The organism is Pseudomonas sp. H1h (assembly GCF_000633255.1).
Lineage (GTDB): Bacteria > Pseudomonadota > Gammaproteobacteria > Pseudomonadales > Pseudomonadaceae > Aquipseudomonas.
The window spans coordinates 13,055-37,863 of the sequence record NZ_AYMJ01000012.1 but is presented as its reverse complement, the minus strand read 5'-3'; the positions used below and the strand labels follow the sequence as shown (position 1 = coordinate 37,863).

Sequence of the window (24,809 nt, the reverse complement as noted above, 5' to 3'; positions counted from 1 at the left end):
CCCTATGGCCACTCCCAGCGCTAGCTCTTATAACGCCGACGCCATCGAAGTCCTCTCGGGCCTCGACCCGGTGCGCAAACGCCCCGGCATGTACACCGACACCAGCCGGCCGAACCACCTCGCCCAGGAAGTCATCGACAACAGCGTCGACGAAGCCCTGGCCGGTCACGCAAAATCGGTGCAGGTCATCTTGCACGCCGACCACTCGCTGGAAGTCAGCGACGATGGTCGCGGCATGCCGGTCGACATTCACCCGGAAGAGGGCGTGTCGGGCGTTGAACTGATCCTTACCAAGCTCCATGCGGGCGGCAAGTTTTCCAACAAGAACTACCAGTTCTCCGGCGGTCTGCACGGGGTGGGTATTTCCGTCGTCAACGCCTTGTCGACCGAAGTCCGGGTGCGTGTAAAACGTGACGGCAACGAATACCAGATGACTTTCAACGATGGCTTCAAGGCCACCGAGCTGGAAATCGTCGGCACCGTCGGCAAGCGCAATACCGGCACCAGCGTGTATTTCGCGCCGGATCCGAAATACTTCGATTCACCAAAATTCTCCATCAGCCGTCTCAAGCACGTGCTCAAGGCCAAGGCTGTGCTGTGCCCGGGGCTGCTGGTCAGCTTCGAAGACAAAGGCACCGGCGAGAAAGTCGAGTGGCATTACGAAGACGGCCTGCGCTCCTATCTGGTGGACGCGGTCAGCGAATTCGAACGCCTGCCGGACGAACCGTTCTGCGGCAGCCTGGCCGGCAATAAAGAAGCGGTCGACTGGGCACTGCTGTGGCTGCCGGAAGGTGGTGATGCGGTGCAGGAAAGCTACGTCAACCTGATCCCGACGCAGCAGGGCGGTACCCATGTCAACGGTCTGCGTCAGGGCCTGCTCGATGCGATGCGCGAGTTCTGCGAGTTCCGCAGCCTGCTGCCGCGCGGCGTGAAGCTGGCGCCGGAAGACGTCTGGGAGCGCATCGCTTTCGTGCTGTCGATGAAGATGCAGGAGCCGCAATTCTCCGGCCAGACCAAAGAGCGACTGTCGTCCCGTGAAGCGGCGGCGTTCGTTTCCGGTGTGGTCAAGGACGCTTTCAGCCTGTGGCTCAACGCCAACCCGGAAACTGGCCTGGCGCTGGCCGAACTGGCGATCAACAACGCCGGCCGTCGTCTCAAGGCCAGCAAAAAGGTCGAGCGCAAGCGTGTCACCCAAGGCCCGGCGTTGCCAGGCAAACTGGCTGATTGCGCCGGGCAGGACCCGATGCGTTCCGAGCTGTTCCTGGTCGAAGGTGATTCCGCCGGCGGTTCCGCCAAGCAAGCGCGGGACAAGGAGTTCCAGGCGATCCTGCCGTTGCGCGGCAAGATCCTCAACACCTGGGAAGTCGACGGCAGCGAAGTTCTGGCCAGCCAGGAAGTGCACAACATTGCCGTGGCCATCGGTGTCGATCCGGGCGCGGCGGACATGAGCCAGCTGCGCTACGGCAAGATCTGCATCCTCGCCGACGCCGACTCTGACGGTCTGCACATTGCCACGCTGCTGTGCGCCTTGTTCGTCCAGCATTTCCGCCCACTGGTGGATGCCGGTCACGTCTACGTGGCGATGCCGCCGCTGTATCGCATCGACCTTGGCAAAGAGATTTACTACGCCCTCGACGAAGCCGAGCGCGACGGGATTCTCGACCGTCTGGTGGCCGAGAAGAAACGCGGCAAACCACAGGTCACCCGATTCAAAGGCCTGGGTGAAATGAACCCGCCGCAGCTGCGTGAAACCACGATGGACCCGAATACCCGGCGTCTGGTGCAACTGACGCTGGGCGAGGACTTCGCCGAAACCTCGGAAATGATGGACATGCTGCTGGCGAAGAAGCGCGCCGGCGACCGCAAGACCTGGCTCGAATCCAAAGGCAACCTCGCCGAGGTGCTGGTTTGATGCGGTTCGGTCGAGTATTGGCGAGTGCGTTGCTACTGAGTGCGATGACGGTGTCGGCGCAGCCTGCACCCGAGTTGAAGTTGCTGTCCGAACACCCGGTTGACGGCATGCGTGGCGGCAACCTGTCGGGGCTGGCGGTGTGCGGTAAAGATCTGTGGACGGTCTCTGACCGCGACGATGATCAGATCTATCGTCTGGACACCCGCGATCAGGTCTGGCAGGCCGAAACGGTGCGTCTCGACGTGCCGTCATTGCCAGACAGCGGATTGCCTTGGGGCTTGCGAGTGCGGACGTGGGCCGCGCAGTTCGTGCGTGGCGGTGATCTGGATTTCGAAGGCATCACATGCGACAACGCGGGCAATCGCTACATCGTCAGTGAAGCGCATGCAGCCGTGTTGCAGGTATCGCCGCAAGGCACGGCGTCATGGCTGAAAATCTCGCCAATGCTGGTCCGTGAAGCGCGAGCCAGTGGCATGTTGCTGCACTTCAACGCCTTGTTCGAAGGCCTGACGGTCAACCCTGCCGGCGATGAAATATGGCTGGCCGCCGAGCGCGAGCGCCGTGGTCTGTTGAAGATCAAGCGTCAGCAAACGGTCTGGGATTGCGACGGCGGCTGCGTGCTGTTCAGCGAAGACGGGGTCGAGATGCAGCCGCCGCAGTTTCCCAACGCCCGGTTGGTGACACGCGACTTCGCCGACCTGTCGTTGTTCAACGGCAAGCTGTTCACGCTGGAGCGTAATGCGTACCAGATCTGCCGCCGCGATGCGGTGACGGCCAAGGTCGAGCGTTGCTGGTCGTTCGCCGAGGAGGCCTTGCAGCCCCAGCGACGCTACTCACAGGCCTTCGGTCTGGCAGAAGCGCTGGTGGTGGACGCCGACGGCGCCTGGATCGGCCTCGACAACAATGACGGTGCCCGTGCCGACGGCGAAAAACGTCCGATCGTCTGGCGTTTCGCCGCGCCTGAAGGTGGATGGAGCGCCAAACCTTGAGCCAGCCCCTGCCGGGCAAACGCGCCGGCCGGGTGCTGATGATTCTGGCCTGGTGCGCGGCGCTGTTTCTGGCCACGCGGTTTTTCGGCCAGTGGGAAGCGCGCCAGCAGAATCCGAACGTGGTGGTCACGTCCGAGCAGCATGACGGCGTGATCGAAGTGAAGCTGGCCGGCAATGCCCAAGGGCATTTTGTCGCCAGTGGACAGATCAACGGTGAGCCGGTGGAGTTCATGCTCGACACCGGTGCCACCGATGTGGCGATCCCGGCGGATCTGGCCAAACGGTTGAAGCTGGAAGAAGGCTTCGGCGTGACCCTGAGCACGGCCAACGGCCTGAGCCAGGGCTACCGGACAAAGATCGACCGCCTGCAGCTGGGTGACATTGTGCTGCGCGACGTCCGCGCACTGGTGGCGCCGGGGCTGCATGGCGATCAGGTGCTGCTCGGCATGAGCGCCCTGAACAAACTTGAATTTACCCAGCGCGGTGGCACCATGCTGCTGCGCCAGACAACGAACCGATGAGGCCCGCATGAGCGACTCCCTTGATCTCAGCCTGGACGGTGTAGAACGCCGCTCGCTGGCTGACTTCACCGAAAATGCCTACCTCAACTACTCCATGTACGTGATCATGGACCGTGCTCTGCCGCATATCGGCGACGGCCTGAAACCGGTACAGCGGCGTATCGTCTACGCCATGAGCGAGCTGGGGCTGGACGCCGACTCCAAGCACAAGAAATCGGCGCGTACCGTCGGCGACGTGCTCGGCAAGTTCCACCCGCACGGCGACTCGGCGTGCTACGAAGCGATGGTGCTGATGGCCCAGCCATTCAGCTATCGCTACACGCTGGTCGACGGCCAGGGCAACTGGGGTGCGCCGGACGATCCGAAGTCCTTCGCCGCCATGCGTTACACCGAAGCGCGGCTGTCGCGTTATTCCGAAGTGCTGCTCAGCGAACTGGGCCAGGGCACCGCTGACTGGGGGCCGAACTTCGACGGCACCCTGCAGGAACCGCTGGTGTTGCCGGCACGTTTGCCGAACATCCTGCTCAACGGCACCACCGGTATCGCCGTGGGCATGGCCACCGACGTGCCACCGCACAACCTGCGCGAAGTCGCCACCGCCTGCGTGCGCCTGCTCGATGAGCCGAAAGCCACGGTCGAGCAGCTCTGCGAGCATATTCAAGGCCCGGACTACCCGACCGAAGCGGAAATCATTACCCCGCGCGCCGACCTGCTGAAAATGTACGAAACCGGCAAGGGCTCGGTGCGCATGCGCGCCGTGTACCACGTCGAGGACGGCGACATTATCGTCACCGCGCTGCCGCATCAGGTTTCCGGGGCCAAGGTGCTGGAGCAGATCGCTGCACTGATGCAGGCCAAACCGTCGAAAGCACCGCAGATCGCTGACCTGCGCGATGAGTCCGACCACGAAAACCCGTGCCGCATCGTGATCATCCCGGTCAACAGCCGCGTCGATCACGAAGCGTTGATGCAGCACCTGTTCGCCAGCACCGAGCTGGAGTCGACCTACCGGGTCAACGTCAACATCATCGGTCTGGACGGCAAGCCGCAGCTGAAAAACCTGCGTGCCTTGCTGGTCGAATGGCTGGAGTTCCGCGTGCTGACCGTGCGTCGCCGCCTGCAATTCCGCCTCGACAAGGTCGAGCGTCGCCTGCACCTGTTGGACGGTTTGCTGATTGCCTACCTCAACCTGGATGAAGTGATCCACATCATCCGTACCGAGGAGCACCCGAAAGCCAAGCTGATCGAGCGCTTTGCCCTCAGCGAAATCCAGGCCGACTACATCCTCGACACCCGCCTGCGTCAATTGGCGCGCCTGGAAGAGATGAAGCTGCGTGACGAGCAGGACGAACTGCTCAAGGAACAAGCCAAGCTGCAAGCGCTGCTGGGCAGCGAAGCCAAGCTGAAGAAGCTGGTGCGCACCGAGCTGTTGAAAGACGCCGAAACCTACGGTGATGACCGTCGCTCGCCAATCGTCGAGCGTGCTGAAGCGAAAGCGTTGACCGAACACGATCTGCTGCCGAACGAGAAAGTCACCGTCGTGCTGTCGGAAAAAGGCTGGATCCGTTCGGCCAAAGGCCATGACATTGATGCCACCGGCCTGTCGTACAAGGCGGGTGACGGCTTCAAGACCTCGGCGGCGGGGCGTTCCAACCAGTCTGCCGTGGTGATTGACTCCACTGGCCGCAGCTATTCGGTTGCCGCTCATACCTTGCCGTCGGCGCGCGGCCAGGGCGAACCGTTGACCGGGCGTCTGACCCCGCCACCGGGCGCGACTTTCGAATGCGTGCTGATGCCGGAAGACGATGCGCTGTACGTGATCGCCTCCGACGCCGGTTACGGTTTCGTGGTCAAAGGCGAAGATCTGCAAGCCAAGAACAAGGCCGGTAAAGCTCTGTTGAGTCTGCCGAACAACGCCAAGGTGATCGCGCCGCGTCCGGTGGCCGATCGTGAGCAGAACTGGCTGGCCTCGGTCACGACCGAAGGTCGCCTGCTGATATTCAAGATCAGCGATCTGCCACAATTGGGTAAGGGCAAGGGCAACAAGATCATCGGGATTTCCGGTGAACGCGTGGCCAGTCGCGAAGAATATGTCACGGACATCGCCGTCATTCCGGAAGGCGCCACCTTGGTGCTGCAGGCCGGAAAACGGACCCTTTCGCTGAAGGCCGACGACCTCGAACACTACAAAGGTGAACGTGGCCGGCGTGGCAATAAACTGCCAAGGGGCTTCCAGAGGGTGGATGCGCTGCTCGTCGAAAACCTCAATTAGGCGCCCTAGAGCGTTCGATCTACGATTTAACGCGTAGATCGACGCTTTGGCGCTGGAGTCGGAACGCATATTCACGGATGATATGGCCTTTCCAAGCGCCGGCGTGGCCGAGCGTTCTTCATATTTATTGAGTATTTTCACTGTGGTCAGCCTTGTGGCGGCCACCTGGACGGGATGATGACCTCTCTGCGCCCCCTTATTTTCCTGCTCGCCGGCGTTCTTGGCCTGGCGGGTTGCAGCGTTCACCAGCCGGTGTCGCTGTATCAGCTGGACAGCGGAAGTCCGGCTCAGCCTGCGCAAAGCACAGGCATGGCGGTTTTGTTGGGCCCGGTAGTCATCGCTGATTACCTGCAACGTGAAACCCTGCTGCAACGTCAACCGGACGGCAGCCTGCAAGCCTCGACCGACGGTCGCTGGGCGGGCAGCCTTTCGTCGGATATCGATCAATTGCTAATGCGTCAGGTTGCCGGTCATCTCGACAGCCAGCGTGTGGTGCTGGCACCGGCCACCCTGGGTTTTACCCCGGATGTGCAGGTGTTGCTGACCATCACGCGTCTGGACTCCGGTGAGAAGCAACCGGCGATTCTCGATGCGCAATGGCGCCTGATCGACCGCCGTGGTCAGGTACGCGATAACCGTATCGTCCATCTGCAAGAGCTGCACGCGGGCACGACGGCTTCGCAGGTTCAGGCACAAGGCATTTTGCTGCAGCGTCTGGCCGAGCAGTTGTCGGTGGCGCTTAAACCATTGTCCAACCAGCCTCCGGTGGCTGAAGCTCCACGTAAAGCGGCCCCAAAACCGGCAGCGCCGGCAGCGGAATCCGAGAAGCAGCCGAAGATTCCGATGGCCTCGCCGATTCGTACTGATATGGAAGTGTTCCGCTTCTAACGCAGGAACGAGACAGAGCAGAGCCCGCCTTGTGCGGGCTTTGTTGTGTCTGGGGGCTGGGGATCTACGGTATGGCAGCTGGCCCCTTCGCGAGCAAGCCCGCTCCCACGGTGAAGTGACGAGCAACGCACAATCGATGCAGCAGTTGAAGATCCGCATTGTGTGGGCTGGCCTCTTCGCGAGCAGGCTCGCTCCCACAGGGAATGTGGGCGCTGCTGATCAAGTGTGGGAGCGAGCCTGCTCGCGAAGGGGACGGCACAGGCAACAAAAAAGCCCGCAGACAATCACGTGTCTGCGGGCTTCGATGTTTCAGGCCTGAGGCTTACGCCCGGCGTTCATGCATCCGCGCCAGTTGCCGTTCGAGCATCGAGGGATAAGGCTCCATCAAACGCTCCACGCAGCAAGCCCCTTCAGGACTGGCGATCGGGCGGATTCGCGCACGCTGGCGAATCAGCGCATCGTCACCAATCTTGCGCTCGACCAGCAGCAGGTTGCGGCTGTGCTGCGACAGGGCCAGGGCATCCTGAGCCGAGTCGGTCAGCAGCAGGTCGATCTGGCTCAGACCGAACAGCTCATCGCCCAAGGTCAGGCCCAGCTGCAATTGCAGGGTGATGCCGCTGTCGGCGACTTCGATCTGCAATTGATGGCCCAGCGCCCGCAGCAACTCGCCGCAGCAGATCGCGTTGGTCAGGTAGTCGTCGCCGCTGTCTTCGGTGTGGAACAGCATCAGTGTGCTGCCGTCGTTCAGGGTTTCGATTTCGCCCTGATACAGCGAAGCCGCCTGATCGAGGCAATCGCGATAGCGCTCCAGCAATTCTTCCAGGCGTGCACGCGGCAGGCGACGCAGTTGTTCCTGCGACCCCAGTTGCACGGCAAGCACCGCACTGTGTTGCGGCACGCTCGGCGTGGCCTTGCGCGCGACCGGTTGTGGCGCTTCATCCAGCGATTCGTCGCGCAGATCGGCAAACGCGTCGTCGTCTTCATCGTCTTCAACAGTGCTGACAACGTGGCGTGGTGCAGGCTTTTGCGCAGCCAACGGACGGGTTTCGTCAAAGCTCGGGTCACGCAGGTTGCGCACTTCGAACTCCGGCTCATCCTCTTCTTCGAACTCGGGTTCCGGCTCGGGCTCGGGTTTCGGCGCTGGTTCCGGAGCGAAGTTGGCGTGCAGCTGACGCGCCAGGTCGCCGATCTCGTCCTGACGGTCGGTGCCCGGGGTGTATTCATCGATGTTGCGCAGCCACACGCGCAATTGCAGCAGCGGCGTGGACAGATAGCGGCCCATGCGCAGGCTCAAGGCCAGCGACAGCGCCAACAGGATTGCACTGAGAATGCCCATGCTCTGCAGGCTGATGGTCATCGGCTGCTGGAACTGATCCATGTCCAGGCTGATGCGCAGTTGCCCGGCGGTCACGTCCTGGAAGGTGATCTTGCTCTCGTACATGCCTTCGGCTTCGCCCAGCAGGCTGTGCTTGGGGCGCTGACCGGATTCGGCGAGGATGCGGTTGTCCACGCTATAGATAGCCGCGTGGGCCACCAGTTTGTTCTTGGTCAGGTTGTTGAGCAGCACGTTGAGGCTGAGGATGTCGTTGGACACCAACAGTTCAGTGGCGGAGGTGGCGGTCTGCGTGGTCAGGCTTTCGCCCAGCGCATCGGCCTGCTCGTGCATGGCCTGCTTGAACTGCAAGCCCATCACCCCGGCATAGATCACCAGGGCCAGAGCGACCAGGATCACGTTATGGCTGGCAATGCGCAATGCAATCGGCACACGGCGATGACGCAGTGCACGGAAGATCAGCAGGAAGAAGTTATCGGTTTTAACTGGCGTGGGCCGGTTCACTGAGCTCGGCTCTTTTGTCCGTGAAGTTGACGCGCAGTATAGCGACAGGCCCTAGGCCGGCAAAGCGCTCGCGGTGCCCGATGGTCACTGAAAGTGGGTAGAATGCGATTTTTTTCCAGCTGCGGGGGTGCGCGTTGCGCGAAATCGTCCTGATTAACATCACGGGAGTCGACCGTCCGGGTCTGACTGCGGCCATTACCGGCGTTCTGGCCCAGGGTGGTGTGAACATCCTCGACATCGGTCAGGCGGTGATCCACGACACCCTGTCGTTCGGCATCCTGGTCGAGATCCCCGACTCCGAGCAGGCCAAGGCTGTGCTCAAGGACATCCTGTTCAAGGGTTACGAGCTCGATCAGCAGGTGCGCTTCACCCCGGTGTCTGAAGAGGATTACCAGCAGTGGGTGGGCAATCAGGGCAAGAAACGCCACATCGTCACCCTGTTGACCCGCAAGGTGACCGCCGGCCAATTGCAGGCGGTCAGCTCGATCACTGCCAAATATGGCCTGAACATCGATCATATCGACCGTCTGTCGGGTCGCATGCCGCTGGACACGCCGGAGGACAAGGGCAAGGGCTGCATCGAGTTCTCCGTGCGGGGCGAAGCGGCTGACCCGCAGGCCCTGCGCGCTGAATTCCTCAGCGTCGCCCAAGAGCTGAACGTCGATATCGCCTTTCAGGAAGATTCGCTGTTCCGCCGCAACCGGCGTCTGGCGGTGTTCGACATGGACTCGACGCTGATCGAAGCCGAAGTCATCGATGAACTGGCCAAGGCAGCCGGCGTGGGCGAGCAAGTCTCGGCCATCACCGAGCGCGCCATGGCCGGCGAGCTGGATTTTCGCGCCAGCTTCAAGGAACGTCTGGCGCTGCTCAAGGGCCTGGACGTCAGCGTGCTGGACTCGATCGGCGCGTCGCTGCGGTTGACCGAAGGCGCCGAAACCCTGTTCGCCGAACTCAAGCGTCTGGGTTACAAGACGGCGATCCTGTCTGGCGGCTTCACCTACTTCGCCAAGCAACTGCAGGCCAGGCTCGGCATCGACTACGTATTCGCCAACGAACTGGAAGTGGTCGACGGCAAGTGCACCGGCGTGGCGATCGAGCCGATCGTCGATGCGCAGCGCAAGGCTGATCTGCTGAAGGAGCTGGCGCACAAGGAAGGCTTGCGTCTGGAGCAGACCATTGCGGTGGGCGATGGCGCGAATGACCTGCCGATGCTGGCGATTGCCGGTCTGGGTGTGGCGTTCCGGGCCAAGCCGTTGGTCAAGCAGTCGGCCAAGCAGGCGATCTCCACGCTTGGGCTGGATGGTGTGTTGTACCTGCTGGGCTTTCGCGACCGTGACGGGGAACTCTGAAGTCTCTGCTGTCTGAACGGGCCTCTTCGCGAGCAAGCCCGCTCCCACATTGGAATTCGGTCTCCTGTGGGAGCGGGCTTGCTCGCGAAGGGCTCAACTCGATCTAAAGCGACTTCCACAACGAATCGAAATCCTCCTCGCTCCCGCCATTGCGCGCGGCCTCCAGCGAGCGATAGGCAAACTGATTGAAACTGTGCGTACTCGCCACCCGTCGATCCAGTCCGGCGCGGTGTTCTTCGCCGTGGGTGTTGATCAGCACTTTATTGCCTTCCTGAAACGGCAAGCGTGGGGCCAGCAAGGTTGCGGGCAAGTCGATGGCGCTGATCTCGGGCAGCAACAGGCCGCGTAAATAGTGACTGTGATCGTCCTGCGAGCGCACCAGTTGCAATCCGCAGGGTTCGGCGTGCGGTGCCACCAGTTCAATGCCCATTTGCGGCCCGCTGCCGCGTACCTGACGAATCCAGCGGACTACCGCAATGCTCCAGCCCTGATTCGAACTGTCCTGAATCCCGACCATCTCCCCGGCCTGCAACTCGGCGGGCACTTCACTCGGCCACCCCAGGCAATAACCGCCGGGGCTGTGGTTGATCACGGGTAACGTGTAGGTCGGGTAGTGCGGTGTGTGGTCGGTCTGGCTTTCGTCCTCACCGAGATGGTCGTACTGGATTTCTTCATAGGGCAGAAACTCATCCGCCTTGCTCTGCGGGGCGGCGTCGAAGGCCTGGCTCCAGCTGTCTTTTTCACCTTGGGCCACGGCGCTGCTGAAGTTTGCCGCGCGGGCACCGGGGTGTTTGAGCAGTTCGCTGAAGGTGCGCTCGCCGCCCAGATAGAAGTGCAGGGCGCTCATGCCCACGCACACGGTCAGGTTGCCCTGGCCGACAGTGCGCTGAAAACTGCGCTCGGCGGCCTGGCCCCAACTGGCGTGCAGATGCTGCAGGGTGTCGAGGCTCAGTCCCGACGGGATGGGCAGTGGCGTCGACGTTTCCTGATGCAGCAAATGCGCTTCGATGACATTCACCAGCGGCTGCGGATTGAAACCGAGCAGGGCGCCCTGCTGTTCTTTGCGGAACATGCTGCGGTAGCGCGGGCCGGCGTCCAGTTCGGCGCTGATGGCGAACAGGCCATCGTCCGGGCTGCCGGGGTGCAGCTTGAGCAGGGCGCTCCACGGTTCCAGCACTTCGCCCAACCGGGCGATCTGGTTCTGCCGCAGTTGATTGCAGCGGGCGCTGCCCAGCAGCAGGGCGGCAATGTAGGTCTGCTCCAGACTCAGTTCGGTGCTCAGGCTCGCCAGGTCGTCATGCACCCGGCGTTGTTGCAGCTGCAATCCGCAGGCGCAGCGATACAACTGATGCAGCTCGAACCACAGCTGCTCCGGCGCCGGGCTATACAGCTGCGCGGCCCGCAGCAGTTGCCTCTTGAGTGCATGGGCGGCCCGTTGCAGGGCCTGACTGACCAGCGTCGCGCGATCCTTGTGGTACTTGGGGGCAATGCGCAGAACGATCTGTTTGTAGCCGATGGCCAACTGACTTTGCAGCGCCTGGCACAGGTTGCTGATCTTGCGCGAACGATCATCGAGCATGATCGCCTGATGCAGGAAGTGCCGCTCCAGATGCTGGCAGACGAAATACACCTCGGGACGCAGCAACTCCAGCAACTGCAGGCGATTGTCGCTGGGGGTGAGCAGTTGGTTGAGTTCGCCCAGGCCTTGGTACAACTGGCGGGCGGTTTCACCGATGTTGGCCTTGGGCAGGCCGGCGATCCAGCGTTTGAGGTCGCGCGGGGTGGCTTCGCAGAACGACAGGCGTGACTGCGTTGGAGTCGGGGCGTTTAGCAGCGGAGGGGAGATGGTCTGGCTCATGCCAAAAACCATAGCAGCAATTACAGCAATCGGTGGGAGCGGCCGAAGCCGCTCTCACCGAAGACGAATCAGGCTTGTGGCAGTGCCAGGCCTTGGCCCATCTGCACTGGCGAACCAGCGGCGAGTTCTTCAGCCCATTTCACCTGATCTGGCCCGAACAGCACGATCGCGGTCGAACCCAGCTTGAAGCGGCCCAGTTCAGCGCCTTTTTCCAGATGGATCGGCGCACGGGCGGCTTCGTCGTAGCGGAAGGTTTTCAGTTCACGCTTTGGCGGCGTGACCAGGCCGGCCCACACGGTTTCGATCGAAGCAACGATCATTGCGCCCACCAGTACAACCGCCATCGGGCCGCGCTCGGTGTCGAAAATGCACGCCACACGCTCGTTGCGGGCGAACAGTTCCGGAACGTTTTCGGCGGTGGTCTGGTTGACCGAGAAGATCCGGCCCGGGATGTAGACCATCTCGCGCAGGGTGCCGGCCAGCGGCATGTGCACGCGGTGGTAGTCCTTCGGCGACAGGTAGATGGTGGCGAAATCGCCGCCCATGAACGGTGCTGCATTGGCCGCGTCACCGCCCAGCAGTTCCAACACGCTGAAGCTGTGGCCCTTGGCCTGGAACACACGACCGTGTTCGATCGGGCCGAGCTGGCTGACTGCACCGTCGGCCGGGCTGAGGATCGCACCCGGCGTTTCGTCCAGTGGACGCGCGCCGTCTTTCAGGGCACGGGTGAAGAAGGCGTTGAAGTGCTCGTAAGCGGTCAGGTCTTCGACCAGCGCTTGCGACATGTCCACCTGGTAACGCTTGGCGAACCACTGGGTGAAGGCATTTTTGAACCAGCGCACGCGGCACTCGGCAATGCAGCCGGCCAGGCGCGACAGCAGATGATGAGGCAGCAGGTACTGGCTGAGGATAAACAGACGCTCTTTCATTAGTTGTCCTTAAAAACCTTAAATCTCGACAGGCGTATCAGGGTGGTTGCCCCACTCGCCCCAGGAACCGGCGTAGCCCTTGACCCGCGGATAACCGAGGGACTTGGCCACCAGATAAGTGAAGCCCGACCGGTGATGGGTCTGGCAGTGGGTAATGATTTCTTTGTCCTTGGTGATCCCGAGGTCTTCGAGGATTTGCGGCATGTCTGCGCGAATGCGCAACTGACGGGCCTTGTCCATGCCGGCGGTCCACTCGAAATTGACCGCGCCGGGGATGTGCCCACCCTTGGCGGCCAACACCTTCTCGCCGGAGTACTCCAATGGCCCGCGGGCATCCCAGATCGCCAGATCGGCGGCGCCGAGACGGCTTTGCAAGTATTCGCGAGTGGCGGTTGGCTCTTCGTGAATGCTCAGCGCTATCGGGCCGCCCGCCGCAGGCGGCACCTGGATCGACATCGGCATGCCAGCCTCCAGCCACGCCGGCAGACCACCATCGACGTAGTGGTACTTGTCGTGACCGATCACGTCGAGCAGCCAGATGAAGCGCCCGGCCCAGCCGCCGCCCTCGTCGTCATAAACCACGTAGACCGCGTCCTGACGATGGCCCAGTTCACCGAACAAGGCTTCCAGATCGGCCTTGGCCGGCAGCAGTCCCGGCGCCGGCGGCTGGCCGAGCTGGGTGCGTTTCGGGTCAACAAAGCGTGCGCCGGGAAGGTGACCTTCGGCATAACGGGCAGGGCTGGTCAGATCCACCAGAATCAGTTCAGGGGAATCGAGACGCGGGAGCAGGTCGCTCGGCTCGATGACGAGCGGCAAGCCAGAGAAGTCAGACATGTGAGGTCTCCAGAGCACAAAGGGGGGGATTGTAGCGCAGCCTCATCGGCCACGGCTGCTAAAGCTGTGCAGGGCTTTTTCGATGCACTGCGCGGTTTTGCCGAAAGCCTGCACCGTGATGTCGGCGAATGGCCCGCCGCCCTGATCGGCCACGACGATCATGATTACCCGCCCATTATTGACCAGCGAGCGCAGGAACAGGTGTTCGCCACGAAACAGCGAACGCAGGCCCGGCGGCAGCAGGGCGGAGAATTGTGCGTTGTTTTCGGGGTTGATCCGCACTTGTGCCTGCTGCGCGAGCAATCGTTGCAGGACTTTGCTCTGACTGACGACAAAATTCAGCGCGGCGGCTTCTTTCGGCAGGCCGAAGGTCTGGTGCACACGCAGATTGGACTGTGTGCGATCGGCCATCAGAATCATCACCCGGCGCATACCGCTGGCAACCAGGGCATCGCGCGCCGCGACGGTCAGGCTCATGGCATTGGTGAAGCGGCTCGGCTCGGCCAGCAGTTCGGCGCATTGCCGGCGCCAATTCGCCAGATCCTCGGTACTCGGTGCGGCCGCCGGCAGCATTCCGGCCGGCAAACGATGGGTGCCCCACGGCCATAATAATGAAACGGCCGGGTGCCACAGATCGGGCATTGCATGCTGACGCGCACTGTTGGCAGCTTGCTGGTGCAATTGTTGTTGCACCTCGTCCATCGAAATCTGCAGATAAAGGCTGGTCAGATATTGCCAGCGTTCGCTGTGCGGACTGTCCCAGGCCTGTTGCGCCGACAGCGCCAGGCCGTTGGCCAGCATCACGGTGTTGGCTGGCTGATTGAGCCAGCGACGCAGGGTCGGATCGTCATCGAGGCGGTTCTGTTGGCGCAGCGGGTGTTCGCTGTCGCGGGCGATGCGCAGCACTTTGACCAGTTCGCGTTGTTCGCTGAGCAGCAGCTTATAGCCTTGCTGCACCCAGATCGGCAGGTGCCAGACTTGCACCAGCGCCTCGGCGATTTTCAGCAGGCGCACGCCAAACAGTTGCTTCTCGACCACCGGGGCCGACTCGCCCTTGTGGATGACCCGCAGCTCCCACTCTTCGAGCAACTGTGGAAACGTCAGCGCCAGCGGCCATAACGGCGAGAGAAACAACAGGCTGCCCCAATGGATGTCCTGCCACAGCCGCGCCAGGCGACTGGCGAAAAAACCGTTGGCCTGTTGCGTGGCGTGCTGGCTGATCATTTGCAGTTGGCGCAAGGCCTGGGGAATCTGCATCTGCGGTTCGACGGGCAGGCGCGCGAGCAATTCCTCGGTACGCGCCAGGCCCAGGCGGTTGATCGCCACCTCGAGATTTTCCGCCGGTGCGGCCATGGTGCCGTGGGTGTGACGATTGGCCTCACGAATGATGCTCAAGGCCAGTGCCGGACTGTCCTGCATCAGGTCGGCGATGTCGCGCAGCGAGCTGCGGTTATCGCGAATCGCCCGGCAAACCTTGTCGTGAGCTTCTTGCGGAACCGGCAGGCGCACGCTATCGAGCAGCTTTACCCAGCCTTCGAGTGTGGTCGGTTTTGCGTGTGGGACGTTCGTTTCATTAGCCATGTCTGGACGAGATCTTCACTGACTGTAGACGCGCCCGGCATGGGCTAAATTGGCTTTTCGCCTGAACTGGCTATAGTCTGGCGCAGTTTTGCCGATAAGTAGAAGAAGAGATTTTTTAACTTCCGAATATGACCTTGAACCCGACTCAGTAAGTACTTTCTACCTATGGCTAAAATTATCGGCATCATCGTCGTATTCGCGAGCGTGCTCGGCGGATACGTGCTCTCCCACGGCAAAATTGCCGCCCTGATCCAGCCCTTCGAGGTGATGATCATCGGTGGTGCGGCCCTCGGTGCATTCCTGCAGGCCAACCCCGGTTACATGACGATGCACGTGCTCAAGAAATCCCTGAGCATGTTCAGTTCGCGTTTCAGCCACACCTTCTATCTCGAAGTGCTGGGCCTGATCTACGAGATCCTCAACAAGAGCCGCCGCGAAGGCATGATGGCCATAGAAGGCGACATCGAAGACGCCGCCGCGAGCCCGATCTTCGCCAAGTACCCGGCCGTGCTCAAAGACGAGCGCATGACCGCGTTCATCTGCGATTACCTGCGCATCATGTCCTCCGGCAACATGGCTCCGCATGAGCTGGAAGGCCTGTTCGACATGGAACTCTACAGCCTCAAGGAAGACCTCGAACATCCATCCCACGCGGTGAACGGCATTGCCGACGCCATGCCGGGTTTCGGTATCGTCGCGGCGGTACTGGGTATCGTGGTGACCATGGCGTCGTTGGGTGAGGGCGATCAGAAATCCATCGGTCTGCACGTCGGTGCGGCACTGGTCGGTACCTTCTTCGGTATTCTCGCAGCGTATGGTTTCTTCGGCCCGTTGGCACATTCCCTGGCCCACGATGCCAAGGAAGAACTGAACGTCTACGAGGCGATCAAGGCTTCCCTGGTGGCGTCCGCTTCCGGCATGCCGCCATCGCTGGCAGTCGAGTTCGGGCGCAAGGTGCTGTACCCGGCCCACCGTCCAAGCTTTGCCGAGCTGGAACAAGCCGTTCGCGGTCGCTAAGCTATGGAAAATAATCAGCCGATTATCATCAAGCGCGTCAAGCGCATAGCCGGCGGGCATCACGGCGGAGCGTGGAAAATCGCCTTCGCCGACTTCGCCACGGCGATGATGGCGTTCTTCCTGGTGTTGTGGCTGCTGTCCACCGCAACGCCGGAACAGAAGATCGCCATCGCCGGTTACTTCAAGGATCCGGTCGGCTTCTCTGAAAGCGGCACGCCGTACATCATCGACCTGGGCGGTACACCGACCCTGGCGCCGGAAAATACCCTCAACCCTGAGGTGAAGTCGCAGCCGCAACCGGACAAGGTCACGGTCGACACTGAGCAGGTCGAAGGCATGGCCGAACAGGTCGAGAAGGAACGCCTGGAACTGTTGCTGCAGGAACTGCAGAACAAGGTCAACGAGAACCCGCAACTGCAGAAGTTCAAGGATCAGATCCTGTTCGAGATCACCCCGAACGGCTTGCGCATCCAGATCATGGACGCCGAGAACCGGCCGATGTTCGACTCGGGCTCTGCACGTCTGAAGCCGTACTTCGAAGACATCCTGCTGGCCATGGCCGACACCATCAAAGCGGTGCCGAACAAGATCAGCATCAGCGGCCACACCGACGCCAAGCCGTACACCGGCACCGGCGATTTCGGTAACTGGGAGCTCTCGGCCAACCGCGCCAACGCCGCACGGCGTGCACTGGTGGCGGGCAGCTATCCGGACGGGCAAGTGGCGCGGGTGGTCGGTTATGCCTCGTCGGCGCTGTTCGACAAGGAAAACCCGTTCAACCCGGTCAACCGTCGGATCGACATCGTGGTGCTGACCAAGAAGGCGCAAGCGGCCATCGAAGGCTCACAAGGTGCCGACCCGGCCAAGCCTGCTACCGAAGGCGAAAACGGCGCTGCTCCGGCGACGCCCGTTGATCCGAATGCGCTGCCGGCGGACCAGCAACCGGTGCCGGCACATGAGTTGCGCGAACGGCTCAACCTGTTCGACGACGCCGCGCCGAAACCGGCCGAGCCGGGGGCTGCGGCGCCAGCGCCTGCTGCTCCGCCAGCCGCTGCACCGGCCCCTGCGCCGAAACAGTGACCGACAAAAAAGCCGACAGTGATGTCGGCTTTTTTGTGCCTGTCGATTGGCGTTAGAACCCGCGCCGAATCCGGTTTTTCAGTTGTTCATGGAAAATCTCGGCGTTGCGTTTATAGGTGCCGCTGAACGATTCGTTGCTCGAATCCAGCGTCATCGAACGCTTGCTCGACACTTCCTCACGATAGGCATCAATGAAGAAATCCAGATCACTGGTCGTGCTCAACTTTGGCCATTTATCCAGATACAACGGCAACTCCGTCGGCCCGGTCTTGAACGAGCAGATCCTGCGATTGCTGATCGTCGCTTCGCCAATTTCAAACGGCACCCACCACGACAACGCAGTCTTTTCCGACACCACCGCCAGCAAGTGAGTGCATTCAGTGATGTTGCGTGTAATCACGCCGGTGATGTCGTCGGTGGTCTGCGATTCCGGGTCGAGTACGTCGAGGTAAGTTTTGATGTTGGCCTGGATCAGACGGCTGTTGATGGCGATGGCGTGGGCGCGATCCATGTGGCGGTAGCTGATGAATACGGGCATCAGAAATGTCCTTTGAGGGCGAGTTCGCGGTAGTAGGCGCCGAGGGCGGTGAGGCGGCAGCCGGTGGAGTTCATGGCGGCGTAGTACATGTGTTCGGCATCCACGGGCTCGATCAGGCTGTGGCGGTTGCACATTTGCAGTTGCTTGAAGATGTCGCCGTGCTCGGGGTCGAACAGCGCTTCGGTGGGCTCGTAGCTGGGGTCGAGTCTGAAGACGAAACTTGGCTCGGGGAACCAGTCCTTGAGTTTGCGCAGAGTTTCCTCGGCAATCAGCGGGGCGACCTCACGTAACGGCACGAACTGCGAGACATTGGTCTTGAATACCGGACGCTGCTCCCAGGCCCCCAGCGCATTGTCGACAAACGAGTAAACGCTCCCGGGGGTGACCTTGCCGAGTACGTTGGCAGCGCCACCGTGCAGCGCTTGCAGAAGCAGGTCGGTGAATACGCCATGACCGCGACTTTCCAGGGCGTACTGTTCTTTTTTGCAGGCGGTGAGAATGGTCACGCCTTCGCCGATCACACTGCTGCCGCCGCGCAGATTGCGCATGGCCCCTGCTGCGCCGGCCTGGCAGCAATCGAGAATGATGATTTTGTTCTTGATGTGCGGGGCCTTGTCCGCCCATTCCAGGACGTCGCTGATGCGGATACCGTCCCCCCCAGGTTGATAGTCCTGGGGAATCAGTAGCCCTTCGTCAATGCTGGTGTCGAACTGCCCATGACCGGCGAAGTACAGCAGTGCCACGTCACAGTCGCCTGAGAACAAGCTCTGAATCTGCTGTTTCATGTGGTTGAGCGTGAGTTTTTCTTCGGCTGAGGTCAGCACTTTGCTGCTGAAGTTCGGTCGCCCGTTAGCGTGACGCTCCAGCACCGAAGCCATGGCCATTGCGTCGTTGTTACAGCCGCTCAAGGGTGAGACGTAGTCGTAATGGTTAATCCCGATAAACAGTCCCTTGCGCATGGTTACACCGCCGTGTGCTGACGGATTGCACCGATGATGCTGTTGGTGTTCCACGCGCATTCGGCGTGCGCCGCTTCACGCACCACGGCGGAAATACGCTCGGCGCCGAACGGCTTGATCGCGATGATCACCTTGCCCATACGTTTGGCGATCTCGATTTCCTTGTTGATCCACTTGCTGTAGGTCGAATACATCCCGGCCATGATCAGCACCGCCGAGCAAGGGCGAATCTTGTTTTCGATGGCTTCTTCGAGCTGCTTGTCGGTCTGCGCGCCCAGGATCGGATTGTGCGGCGGCACGGAAAAATTCTTGAAACTGAAATCCGGTTTGGCGCCGAGCAGGCGTACCAGATTGTCGTGAGCGTGGGCGTAGTTCCACGAATGGCTGATGAACAGGTGATAGGCTTGCATGGGCTTCCTCGGAAGTCGCGAAAGTGCGAAGGAGGACCCCAATCTAGGCATCTGGCGCGAGCCTACAAGGGCTGGGCGGTGAAAGAGAAATGTCCTGCAAGCAGGCGTGGGTGGGTCTGTCAGAAAGGTCTGACGTTTAATTGAATCGGGGAGGTGTCAGGCACGATCCGACATCCGGCAGCCCTCGGGCGAGGTGCTGCCGGTGCAGATGTTTAGTAGCCGTTTTCCGGCAGGCTGGCGATGATCGAGCGATAGCTGTTCATTCGCTGCTGCTGCACGCGGCCATCTTCCAAGGCCTTGAGCAGTGCACAGCCCGGCTCGCGATCATGCTTGCAGTCGCGGAAGCGGCAGGTGCCGAGCAGATCATCGAACTCGATGAAGCCGGCTTCGACGTCGGCGCGGCTGACGTGGCCGAGACCGAACTCACGGATACCCGGGGAGTCGATCAGCTCACCGCCACCGGGGAAGTGGAACAGGCGCGCGGTGGTCGTGGTGTGCGTGCCCTGGCCGGACAGCTCGGACAACGGCCCGACGCGGGTTTCGACTTCCGGCAGCAGGCTGTTGACCAGCGACGACTTGCCGACACCGGACTGGCCGACGAACACGCTGATGCGCCCGTCGAGCTGCTTCTGCAACTGCTCCATGCCGTTGCCGTGATGCGCCGAGACTTCCAGCACCGGATAACCCAGCGTGCGATACACCGCCAGCAGCGCATTGAGCGCCGGGGCGTTCTGCTCGTCGATCAGGTCGAACTTGTTGAGCAGCAGCAGCGGACGGATGCCGGCGTGTTCAGCGGCGACCAGATAACGGTCGATCAGGTTGGCGTGAGGCTCAGGCAGTGGCGCGAAGACGATGACGATCATGTCGACGTTGGCCGCGACGGGTTTGAGCTGACCACGGCTGTCCGGGCGGCACAGTTCGGTGGTGCGCGGCAGTTGCGCGACGATCACCCCGATGCCCTGGTTGCCGGCGCGCCAGACGACGGTGTCGCCGGTCACCAGTGCTGGCAGGTTGGCGCGCAAGTGGCAGCGGAACACCTGGCCGGCCTGATCGCCGTCAACAGCTTCGACCTCGACCTGCACACCGAAGTGGGCGATCACCAGACCTGTTTGTTCCGGGCCCAGGTCGCCACCCTCGAGCGCTTCGACCGCCGAGGACTCGCGTTTGGCGGCGCGGGCAGCGCGTTCGCCCTGAATCTTTTCGATGCGCCAGTTTTGACGACGATTGAGTTGGCGTTTGGCCATGGGTGTTCCGTCTGAAGAATGCAGCGATTAGGTAAAACGGCCGCGAGTTTAGCACGCCCGGGCACCGGCCTAGGCTAAACTGCGCAGCATTGCCTAGGAGCCCGAATATGCAAAACCCGCAGAACCTGATCTGGATCGACCTGGAAATGACCGGTCTGGATCCGGAAAACGACGTCATCATCGAAATGGCCACCATCGTCACCGACAGTGACCTGAACACCCTGGCCGAAGGCCCGGTGATCGCCATTCACCACAGTGACGAAGTGCTCGCCCGCATGGACGAGTGGAACACCCGCACCCACGGCAACTCGGGCCTGACCCAGCGCGTGCGCGACAGCCGCATCAGCATGGCCGAAGCCGAGGCCGAGACCATCGCGTTCCTTGAGAAGTGGGTACCGAAGGGCAAGTCGCCGATCTGCGGCAACAGCATCTGCCAGGACCGCCGCTTCCTTTATACGCACATGAAAGGGCTGGAAAGCTACTTCCACTACCGCAACCTCGACGTGTCCACGCTCAAGGAACTGGCCGCGCGCTGGGCGCCGGACGTACGCGACAGCTTCAAGAAGGGCAGCACGCATTTGGCACTGGACGACATCCGCGAATCCATCGCCGAGCTGCAGCACTACCGCAAGCACTTCATCAAGTTCTGATTGAGCGGTGTCTGCACTGACCTCTTCGCGAGCAAGCCCGCTCCCACAATCTGGAATGCGTTCCCCCTGTGGGAGCGGGCTTGCTCGCGAAGAGGGCGTCAGGGTCACCGGAAGATTCAAGTCAGACATGCATCCCCGAGCGCGCCCCCTTCTGGTGCGGCGCTGAAATGGCTAGACTGCGCGCCTTCCTGCCAGGACCGCTGCCATGTTGCTGATGCTCTATCTGATCGCCATTACCGCTGAAGCCATGACCGGCGCGCTGTCTGCCGGACGGCGCGGCATGGACTGGTTCGGTGTGGTGCTGATCGCCTGCGTCACCGCGCTGGGTGGAGGCTCGGTGCGCGACGTGTTGCTCGGGCATTACCCGCTGACCTGGGTCAAACACCCGGAATACCTGGTGCTGACCTCGGCGGCAGCGATGCTCACCGTGTTCACCGCCCGCTGGATGCGCCACCTGCGCTCGCTGTTTCTGGTGCTCGATGCGGTCGGGCTGGTGGCGTTCACGTTGATCGGCTGCATGACGGCACTGGAAATGGGTCACGGCATGCTGGTGGCTTCGGTCAGCGGCGTGATCACCGGGGTGTTCGGCGGCATCCTGCGCGACATCTTCTGCAACGACATCCCGCTGATCTTCCGCCGTGAGCTGTACGCCAGCGTGTCATTCGCGGCTGCGTGGTGCTACATGCTCTGTCTGTATCTGAATGTGCCGAGCGAGCAGGCAATCCTGATCACCTTGTTCGGCGGCTTTCTGCTGCGGCTGCTGGCGATCCGGTTCCACTGGGAAATGCCCAAGTTCGTCTACAACGACGCACCTTGACGCTCGGCGTGCTGTTTCAGCGCCCACTCGACGTGTTCACGCACCAGCTCTGAAGGGTAGTCGCGGCGCGCCTTCAGCGCTTCCAGCACCGTAATGCTCGACGGCGCATTACCGAGGCCTACGGCCAGATTGCGCAACCAGCGCTCGTAACCGGCGCGGCGCAGCGGCGAGCCTTCGGTGCTGCTGAGGAATTTGTCCTCGTCCCACAGGAACAGTTCGGCCAGTTCGGCGTTGTCGAGGTTGTGCCGTGGCTTGAAGTCGCTTTCTCCAGACGGTCGGGCGAAGCGGTTCCACGGGCAGACGATCTGGCAGTCGTCGCAGCCGAACACCCGGTTGCCGATCAGTGGACGCAGATCTTCGGGGATGGCGTTTTTCAGTTCGATGGTCAGGTAAGAGATGCAGCGGCGCGCGTCCAGCACATACGGGCCGACGAAAGCGTTGGTCGGGCAGATGTCCAGACACGCAGTGCAGCGCCCGCAATGTTCGGTGTTGTGCGGTTCGTCCACCGGCAGCGGCAGATCGACGAACAGTTCGCTCAGGAAGAAATAGCTGCCGGCCTTGCGGTTCAGCACCAGGGTGTTTTTGCCGATCCAGCCCAGTCCGGCCTGCTCGGCGATGGCCTTTTCCAGCACCGGAGCGCTGTCGACGAAGGCGCGGAAACCGAACGGGCCGATCTCGGCCTGAATCTTGTCGGCCAATTGTTGTACGCGTTTACGGATCAATTTGTGGTAATCGCGGCCCAAGGCATAACGCGAGACGTAGGCTTTTTCCGGTTGCGCGAGCATTTGCGCCATTTGCGTGTCACCGGGCAGGTAATCCATGCGCAGCGAAACCACGCGCAACGTGCCTGGCACAAGCTCTTCGGGGTGCGAGCGTTTGCTGCCATGGGCGCCCATGTAGTCCATTTCGCCGTGGTAGCCGGCGGCGAGCCAGCGCTCAAGGTGCTGCTCATGCTCGGCCAGGTCCAGACCGCTGATGCCGACTTGCTGGAAGCCCAGCTCGCGGCCCCAATCCTTGATCGATTGGGCGAGGGTGGGCAGATCTGTGGTGATGGCGGACATGAGGCGAGAGAAACCGGAGCTGAGGTGCGTATAATTCTGCCAGACATCGGAGCCCGAAGACGCATGCCGCACACGAAAGATGAATTACCCGACGCGCTGTACGCTGCCGCCCAGGTGCGGGCACTCGACGCCCGGCTGATCGCCGCCGGCACGCCGGGCTTCGAATTGATGCAGCGCGCCGCGTATGCGTGCTGGCGCGCGCTGGTGCGGCGCTGGCCTGCAGCGACTGAACTGACCGTGCTGGCCGGGCGTGGCAACAACGCCGGCGACGGCTATTTGCTGGCCGTGCTGGCGCAGCGTGCCGGTTGGGTGGTGCGGGTGCTGACGGTCGGTGAACCGCAGCGTTTGCAGGGCGACGCAGCACTGGCGCATGCCGAGGCACTGGCCGAAGGTGTCGCGGTGCAGGGCTGGAACGCTCAGGTCGAATTGCGCGGTGTGGTCCTCGATGCGCTGCTCGGTACTGGTTTGAGTGGCGAGGTGCGTGAGCCCTACGCCGAGGCGATTGCCGCAATCAACGCCAGCGGCCTGCCGGTGGTGGCGGTCGATATGCCGTCCGGATTGTCGGCCGACACCGGGCGAGTGCTGGGCCTCGCCGTGCGCGCGGATCTCACGGTCACTTTCATCGGCTTGAAGCTGGGGCTGTTCACCGGTGACGCGGCAGATTGTGTCGGCGAACTGGTGTTCAACGATCTGCAAGCGGCACCTGAAACCTGCGCTGACATTCCTGTCACTGCGCGCCGGCTCAACGCCGCCAATCTGCCGCGTCTGGCTGCGCGTGCCCCGACGTCCCATAAAGGCCGCTTTGGTCATGTGCTGTTGATCGGCGGCGATCATGGCTTTGGCGGGGCGATCCTGCTGAGTACCGAAACTGCCCTGCGCAGCGGCGCGGGCATGGTCTCGCTGGCGACGCGCCCGGAGCATGTCCCGGCAGCGCTGAGCCGCGTGCCGGAGGCCATGGCGCTGGGCGCTTCATCGGCCAATCAATTGATGGGCTTGCTGGAGAAAGTCTCAGTGCTGGTCGTCGGGCCGGGATTGGGGCAGGCGAGTTGGGGGCGGGCGCTGTTGTCGGCTGCGGCGAACGCGGCGCTGCCACAGGTGTGGGACGCCGATGCATTGAATCTGCTGGCCAGCGGTTTTGTTCGTCTGCCCAAGGATTGCGTGATCACCCCGCATCCGGGTGAGGCAGCGCGCCTGTTGGGCATCAGTACCGCCGACGTGCAGGCCGATCGTCCGGCCGCGGCGCATGCGCTGAGCAAGAAATATTCGGCCGTGGTCGTGCTCAAAGGCGCAGGCAGCTTGATCGCCCATCCCGATGGGCGTCTGGCGCTGTGTCATCAGGGTCATCCGGCCATGGCCACTGCCGGTCTTGGCGATGTACTCGCTGGTCTGACCGGCGCGCTGCTGGCGCAAGGCATGGACGGCTTTGAGGCGGCGTGCCTGGCGGTCTGGCTGCACGCCAATGCCGGCGCGCAACAAGGTAAATTCGGCCGTGGGCTGGCGGCCAGTGATCTGATTCCAGCCATTCGTCAGTTGTTGGAGGAGCATGCACCGTGTCTGAAGTAACCCTGTACCTGGCCGATGAACAGGCCATGAGCGACTTTGGCGCACGGATCGCCCGCGTTACCCAAGGCCATGGCCTGATTTTTCTCGAAGGCAACCTGGGCATGGGCAAGACCACACTGTCGCGGGGCATTATTCGTGGCCTGGGGCACGTCGGCGCGGTAAAAAGTCCGACCTTCACCCTGGTCGAGCCCTACGAGATTGGTGATGTGCGCGCCTTTCACTTCGACCTGTATCGCCTGGTCGATCCGGAGGAGCTGGAGTTTCTTGGCATCCGCGACTATTTCGAAGACGATGCCCTGTGCCTGATCGAGTGGCCCGATAAAGGTGCAGGCTTTTTGCCAAAGCCTGACCTGACCATTACCATTAGCCCGCAAGACAGCGGGCGTTCGCTGAAAATTTTATCCCAGGGCTCGCGTGGCGAGACCTGGTGTGCCGCTTTGGCATTGGAATCCAATTAAATGATGGGGTTAGGTATGCGCTTTCGCGCGTTGGTGGCTGCC

22 protein-coding genes are annotated in these 24,809 nt (G+C 61.9%); 12 read left to right on the top strand and 10 right to left on the bottom strand.

Translation table 11 applies throughout. From position 1 onward, the window contains the following. The first annotated feature begins 4 nt into the window (after window positions 1–4). The 5 genes from parE to U862_RS0109400 all read left to right on the top strand — a co-directional run bounded on the left by parE (window position 5) and on the right by U862_RS0109400 (window position 6,582). On the top strand, window positions 5–1,912 hold the full coding sequence (gene parE / locus U862_RS0109420) for a DNA topoisomerase IV subunit B (RefSeq protein WP_025110173.1): 1,908 nt from the start codon (window positions 5–7) through the stop codon (window positions 1,910–1,912). Beyond that, entirely contained in the window at window positions 1,912–2,901 is a 990-nt protein-coding gene (locus U862_RS0109415) for an esterase-like activity of phytase family protein (RefSeq protein WP_025110172.1), read from the top strand. Before parE ends, U862_RS0109415 begins: the two co-directional genes overlap by 1 nt. Next, entirely contained in the window at window positions 2,898–3,422 is a 525-nt protein-coding gene (locus U862_RS0109410) for a TIGR02281 family clan AA aspartic protease (protein ID WP_025110171.1), read from the top strand. Before U862_RS0109415 ends, U862_RS0109410 begins: the two co-directional genes overlap by 4 nt. Window positions 3,423–3,429: 7 nt before the next feature. Continuing rightward, window positions 3,430–5,694 carry a DNA topoisomerase IV subunit A gene (gene parC, locus U862_RS0109405; protein ID WP_025110170.1) on the top strand — a complete coding sequence of 755 codons (2,265 nt, stop codon included), beginning with the start codon at window positions 3,430–3,432 and terminating at the stop codon, window positions 5,692–5,694. A 177-nt stretch (window positions 5,695–5,871) separates the two neighbouring features. After that, complete coding sequence (locus U862_RS0109400) at window positions 5,872–6,582, top strand: membrane integrity-associated transporter subunit PqiC (RefSeq protein ID WP_025110169.1); 711 nt, start codon at window positions 5,872–5,874, stop codon at window positions 6,580–6,582. A gap of 322 nt (window positions 6,583–6,904) precedes the next feature. Here the strand turns inward: U862_RS0109400 and U862_RS0109395 are convergent, their stop codons facing one another. Then, entirely contained in the window at window positions 6,905–8,419 is a 1,515-nt protein-coding gene (locus U862_RS0109395) for an AhpA/YtjB family protein (protein ID WP_025110168.1), read from the bottom strand. Window positions 8,420–8,553: 134 nt separating this feature from the next. Here U862_RS0109395 and serB point away from each other — a divergent pair, with 134 nt between their 5' ends. Continuing rightward, window positions 8,554–9,768, top strand: a complete 1,215-nt coding sequence (gene serB / locus U862_RS0109390; RefSeq protein WP_025110167.1) for a phosphoserine phosphatase SerB — start codon at window positions 8,554–8,556, stop codon at window positions 9,766–9,768. 103 nt (window positions 9,769–9,871) lie between these two features. Here serB and U862_RS0109385 read toward each other — a convergent pair whose 3' ends face one another. From U862_RS0109385 to U862_RS0109370, 4 genes are all read right to left on the bottom strand, one after another. Then, entirely contained in the window at window positions 9,872–11,626 is a 1,755-nt protein-coding gene (locus U862_RS0109385; protein WP_025110166.1) for a hypothetical protein, read from the bottom strand. A gap of 68 nt (window positions 11,627–11,694) precedes the next feature. After that, window positions 11,695–12,555 carry an archaetidylserine decarboxylase gene (asd, locus tag U862_RS0109380; RefSeq protein WP_025110165.1) on the bottom strand — a complete coding sequence of 287 codons (861 nt, stop codon included), beginning with the start codon at window positions 12,553–12,555 and terminating at the stop codon, window positions 11,695–11,697. An 18-nt stretch (window positions 12,556–12,573) separates the two neighbouring features. Continuing rightward, on the bottom strand, window positions 12,574–13,389 hold the full coding sequence (gene rhdA, locus U862_RS0109375) for a thiosulfate sulfurtransferase (protein ID WP_025110164.1): 816 nt from the start codon (window positions 13,387–13,389) through the stop codon (window positions 12,574–12,576). Window positions 13,390–13,431: 42 nt separating this feature from the next. Next, entirely contained in the window at window positions 13,432–14,970 is a 1,539-nt protein-coding gene (locus U862_RS0109370) for an HDOD domain-containing protein (RefSeq protein WP_025110163.1), read from the bottom strand. A 165-nt stretch (window positions 14,971–15,135) separates the two neighbouring features. Here U862_RS0109370 and motA point away from each other — a divergent pair, with 165 nt between their 5' ends. Next, on the top strand, window positions 15,136–15,987 hold the full coding sequence (gene motA, locus U862_RS0109365; RefSeq protein WP_007952169.1) for a flagellar motor stator protein MotA: 852 nt from the start codon (window positions 15,136–15,138) through the stop codon (window positions 15,985–15,987). A 3-nt stretch (window positions 15,988–15,990) separates the two neighbouring features. Then, a complete protein-coding gene (motB, locus tag U862_RS0109360; RefSeq protein WP_025110162.1) occupies window positions 15,991–17,067 on the top strand; it encodes a flagellar motor protein MotB in 1,077 nt (358 codons plus the stop codon). A gap of 52 nt (window positions 17,068–17,119) precedes the next feature. Here motB and U862_RS0109355 read toward each other — a convergent pair whose 3' ends face one another. From U862_RS0109355 to rsgA, 4 genes are all read right to left on the bottom strand, one after another. Next, complete coding sequence (locus U862_RS0109355) at window positions 17,120–17,605, bottom strand: toll/interleukin-1 receptor domain-containing protein (RefSeq protein WP_025110161.1); 486 nt, start codon at window positions 17,603–17,605, stop codon at window positions 17,120–17,122. Then, on the bottom strand, window positions 17,605–18,564 hold the full coding sequence (locus U862_RS0109350) for a caspase family protein (RefSeq protein WP_025110160.1): 960 nt from the start codon (window positions 18,562–18,564) through the stop codon (window positions 17,605–17,607). The genes U862_RS0109355 and U862_RS0109350 overlap by 1 nt, the downstream gene beginning before the upstream one ends. Before the next feature lie 2 nt (window positions 18,565–18,566). Next, window positions 18,567–18,974 carry a TIR domain-containing protein gene (locus tag U862_RS0109345; protein ID WP_025110159.1) on the bottom strand — a complete coding sequence of 136 codons (408 nt, stop codon included), beginning with the start codon at window positions 18,972–18,974 and terminating at the stop codon, window positions 18,567–18,569. A gap of 212 nt (window positions 18,975–19,186) precedes the next feature. Further along, window positions 19,187–20,218, bottom strand: a complete 1,032-nt coding sequence (rsgA, locus tag U862_RS0109340; RefSeq protein WP_025110158.1) for a small ribosomal subunit biogenesis GTPase RsgA — start codon at window positions 20,216–20,218, stop codon at window positions 19,187–19,189. Between the two features lie 107 nt (window positions 20,219–20,325). Here rsgA and orn point away from each other — a divergent pair, with 107 nt between their 5' ends. Together orn and U862_RS0109330 are read left to right on the top strand one after the other, a co-directional pair. Continuing rightward, on the top strand, window positions 20,326–20,868 hold the full coding sequence (gene orn / locus U862_RS0109335; RefSeq protein WP_025110157.1) for an oligoribonuclease: 543 nt from the start codon (window positions 20,326–20,328) through the stop codon (window positions 20,866–20,868). Between the two features lie 205 nt (window positions 20,869–21,073). Next, a complete protein-coding gene (locus U862_RS0109330) occupies window positions 21,074–21,685 on the top strand; it encodes a trimeric intracellular cation channel family protein (RefSeq protein ID WP_003221099.1) in 612 nt (203 codons plus the stop codon). Here U862_RS0109330 and queG read toward each other — a convergent pair. Then, window positions 21,667–22,746, bottom strand: a complete 1,080-nt coding sequence (gene queG / locus U862_RS0109325) for a tRNA epoxyqueuosine(34) reductase QueG (protein WP_025110156.1) — start codon at window positions 22,744–22,746, stop codon at window positions 21,667–21,669. The two genes, U862_RS0109330 and queG, sit on opposite strands and share 19 nt — an antisense overlap. A gap of 63 nt (window positions 22,747–22,809) precedes the next feature. Here queG and U862_RS0109320 point away from each other — a divergent pair, with 63 nt between their 5' ends. Both U862_RS0109320 and tsaE read left to right on the top strand, forming a co-directional pair. Further along, entirely contained in the window at window positions 22,810–24,309 is a 1,500-nt protein-coding gene (locus U862_RS0109320) for an NAD(P)H-hydrate dehydratase (protein WP_025110155.1), read from the top strand. Next, window positions 24,297–24,767, top strand: coding sequence for a tRNA (adenosine(37)-N6)-threonylcarbamoyltransferase complex ATPase subunit type 1 TsaE (tsaE, locus tag U862_RS0109315; RefSeq protein WP_025110154.1), 471 nt, complete (start codon window positions 24,297–24,299; stop codon window positions 24,765–24,767). The genes U862_RS0109320 and tsaE overlap by 13 nt, the downstream gene beginning before the upstream one ends. Window positions 24,768–24,809 lie beyond the last annotated feature (42 nt).

Excerpts from the sequence above, each read along its gene's own strand:
- parE (WP_025110173.1), top strand. The coding sequence starts at position 5 with ATGGCCACTCCCAGCGCTAGCTCTTATAACGCCGACGCCATCGAAGTC.
- U862_RS0109415 (WP_025110172.1), top strand. The coding sequence starts at position 1,912 with ATGCGGTTCGGTCGAGTATTGGCGAGTGCGTTGCTACTGAGTGCGATG.
- parC (WP_025110170.1), top strand. The coding sequence starts at position 3,430 with ATGAGCGACTCCCTTGATCTCAGCCTGGACGGTGTAGAACGCCGCTCG.
- U862_RS0109400 (WP_025110169.1), top strand. The coding sequence starts at position 5,872 with ATGACCTCTCTGCGCCCCCTTATTTTCCTGCTCGCCGGCGTTCTTGGC.
- U862_RS0109385 (WP_025110166.1), bottom strand. The coding sequence starts at position 11,626 with ATGAGCCAGACCATCTCCCCTCCGCTGCTAAACGCCCCGACTCCAACG.
- asd (WP_025110165.1), bottom strand. The coding sequence starts at position 12,555 with ATGAAAGAGCGTCTGTTTATCCTCAGCCAGTACCTGCTGCCTCATCAT.
- rhdA (WP_025110164.1), bottom strand. The coding sequence starts at position 13,389 with ATGTCTGACTTCTCTGGCTTGCCGCTCGTCATCGAGCCGAGCGACCTG.
- U862_RS0109370 (WP_025110163.1), bottom strand. The coding sequence starts at position 14,970 with ATGGCTAATGAAACGAACGTCCCACACGCAAAACCGACCACACTCGAA.
- motA (WP_007952169.1), top strand. The coding sequence starts at position 15,136 with ATGGCTAAAATTATCGGCATCATCGTCGTATTCGCGAGCGTGCTCGGC.
- motB (WP_025110162.1), top strand. The coding sequence starts at position 15,991 with ATGGAAAATAATCAGCCGATTATCATCAAGCGCGTCAAGCGCATAGCC.
- U862_RS0109355 (WP_025110161.1), bottom strand. The coding sequence starts at position 17,605 with ATGCCCGTATTCATCAGCTACCGCCACATGGATCGCGCCCACGCCATC.
- U862_RS0109350 (WP_025110160.1), bottom strand. The coding sequence starts at position 18,564 with ATGCGCAAGGGACTGTTTATCGGGATTAACCATTACGACTACGTCTCA.
- U862_RS0109345 (WP_025110159.1), bottom strand. The coding sequence starts at position 18,974 with ATGCAAGCCTATCACCTGTTCATCAGCCATTCGTGGAACTACGCCCAC.
- rsgA (WP_025110158.1), bottom strand. The coding sequence starts at position 20,218 with ATGGCCAAACGCCAACTCAATCGTCGTCAAAACTGGCGCATCGAAAAG.
- orn (WP_025110157.1), top strand. The coding sequence starts at position 20,326 with ATGCAAAACCCGCAGAACCTGATCTGGATCGACCTGGAAATGACCGGT.
- U862_RS0109330 (WP_003221099.1), top strand. The coding sequence starts at position 21,074 with ATGTTGCTGATGCTCTATCTGATCGCCATTACCGCTGAAGCCATGACC.
- queG (WP_025110156.1), bottom strand. The coding sequence starts at position 22,746 with ATGTCCGCCATCACCACAGATCTGCCCACCCTCGCCCAATCGATCAAG.
- U862_RS0109320 (WP_025110155.1), top strand. The coding sequence starts at position 22,810 with ATGCCGCACACGAAAGATGAATTACCCGACGCGCTGTACGCTGCCGCC.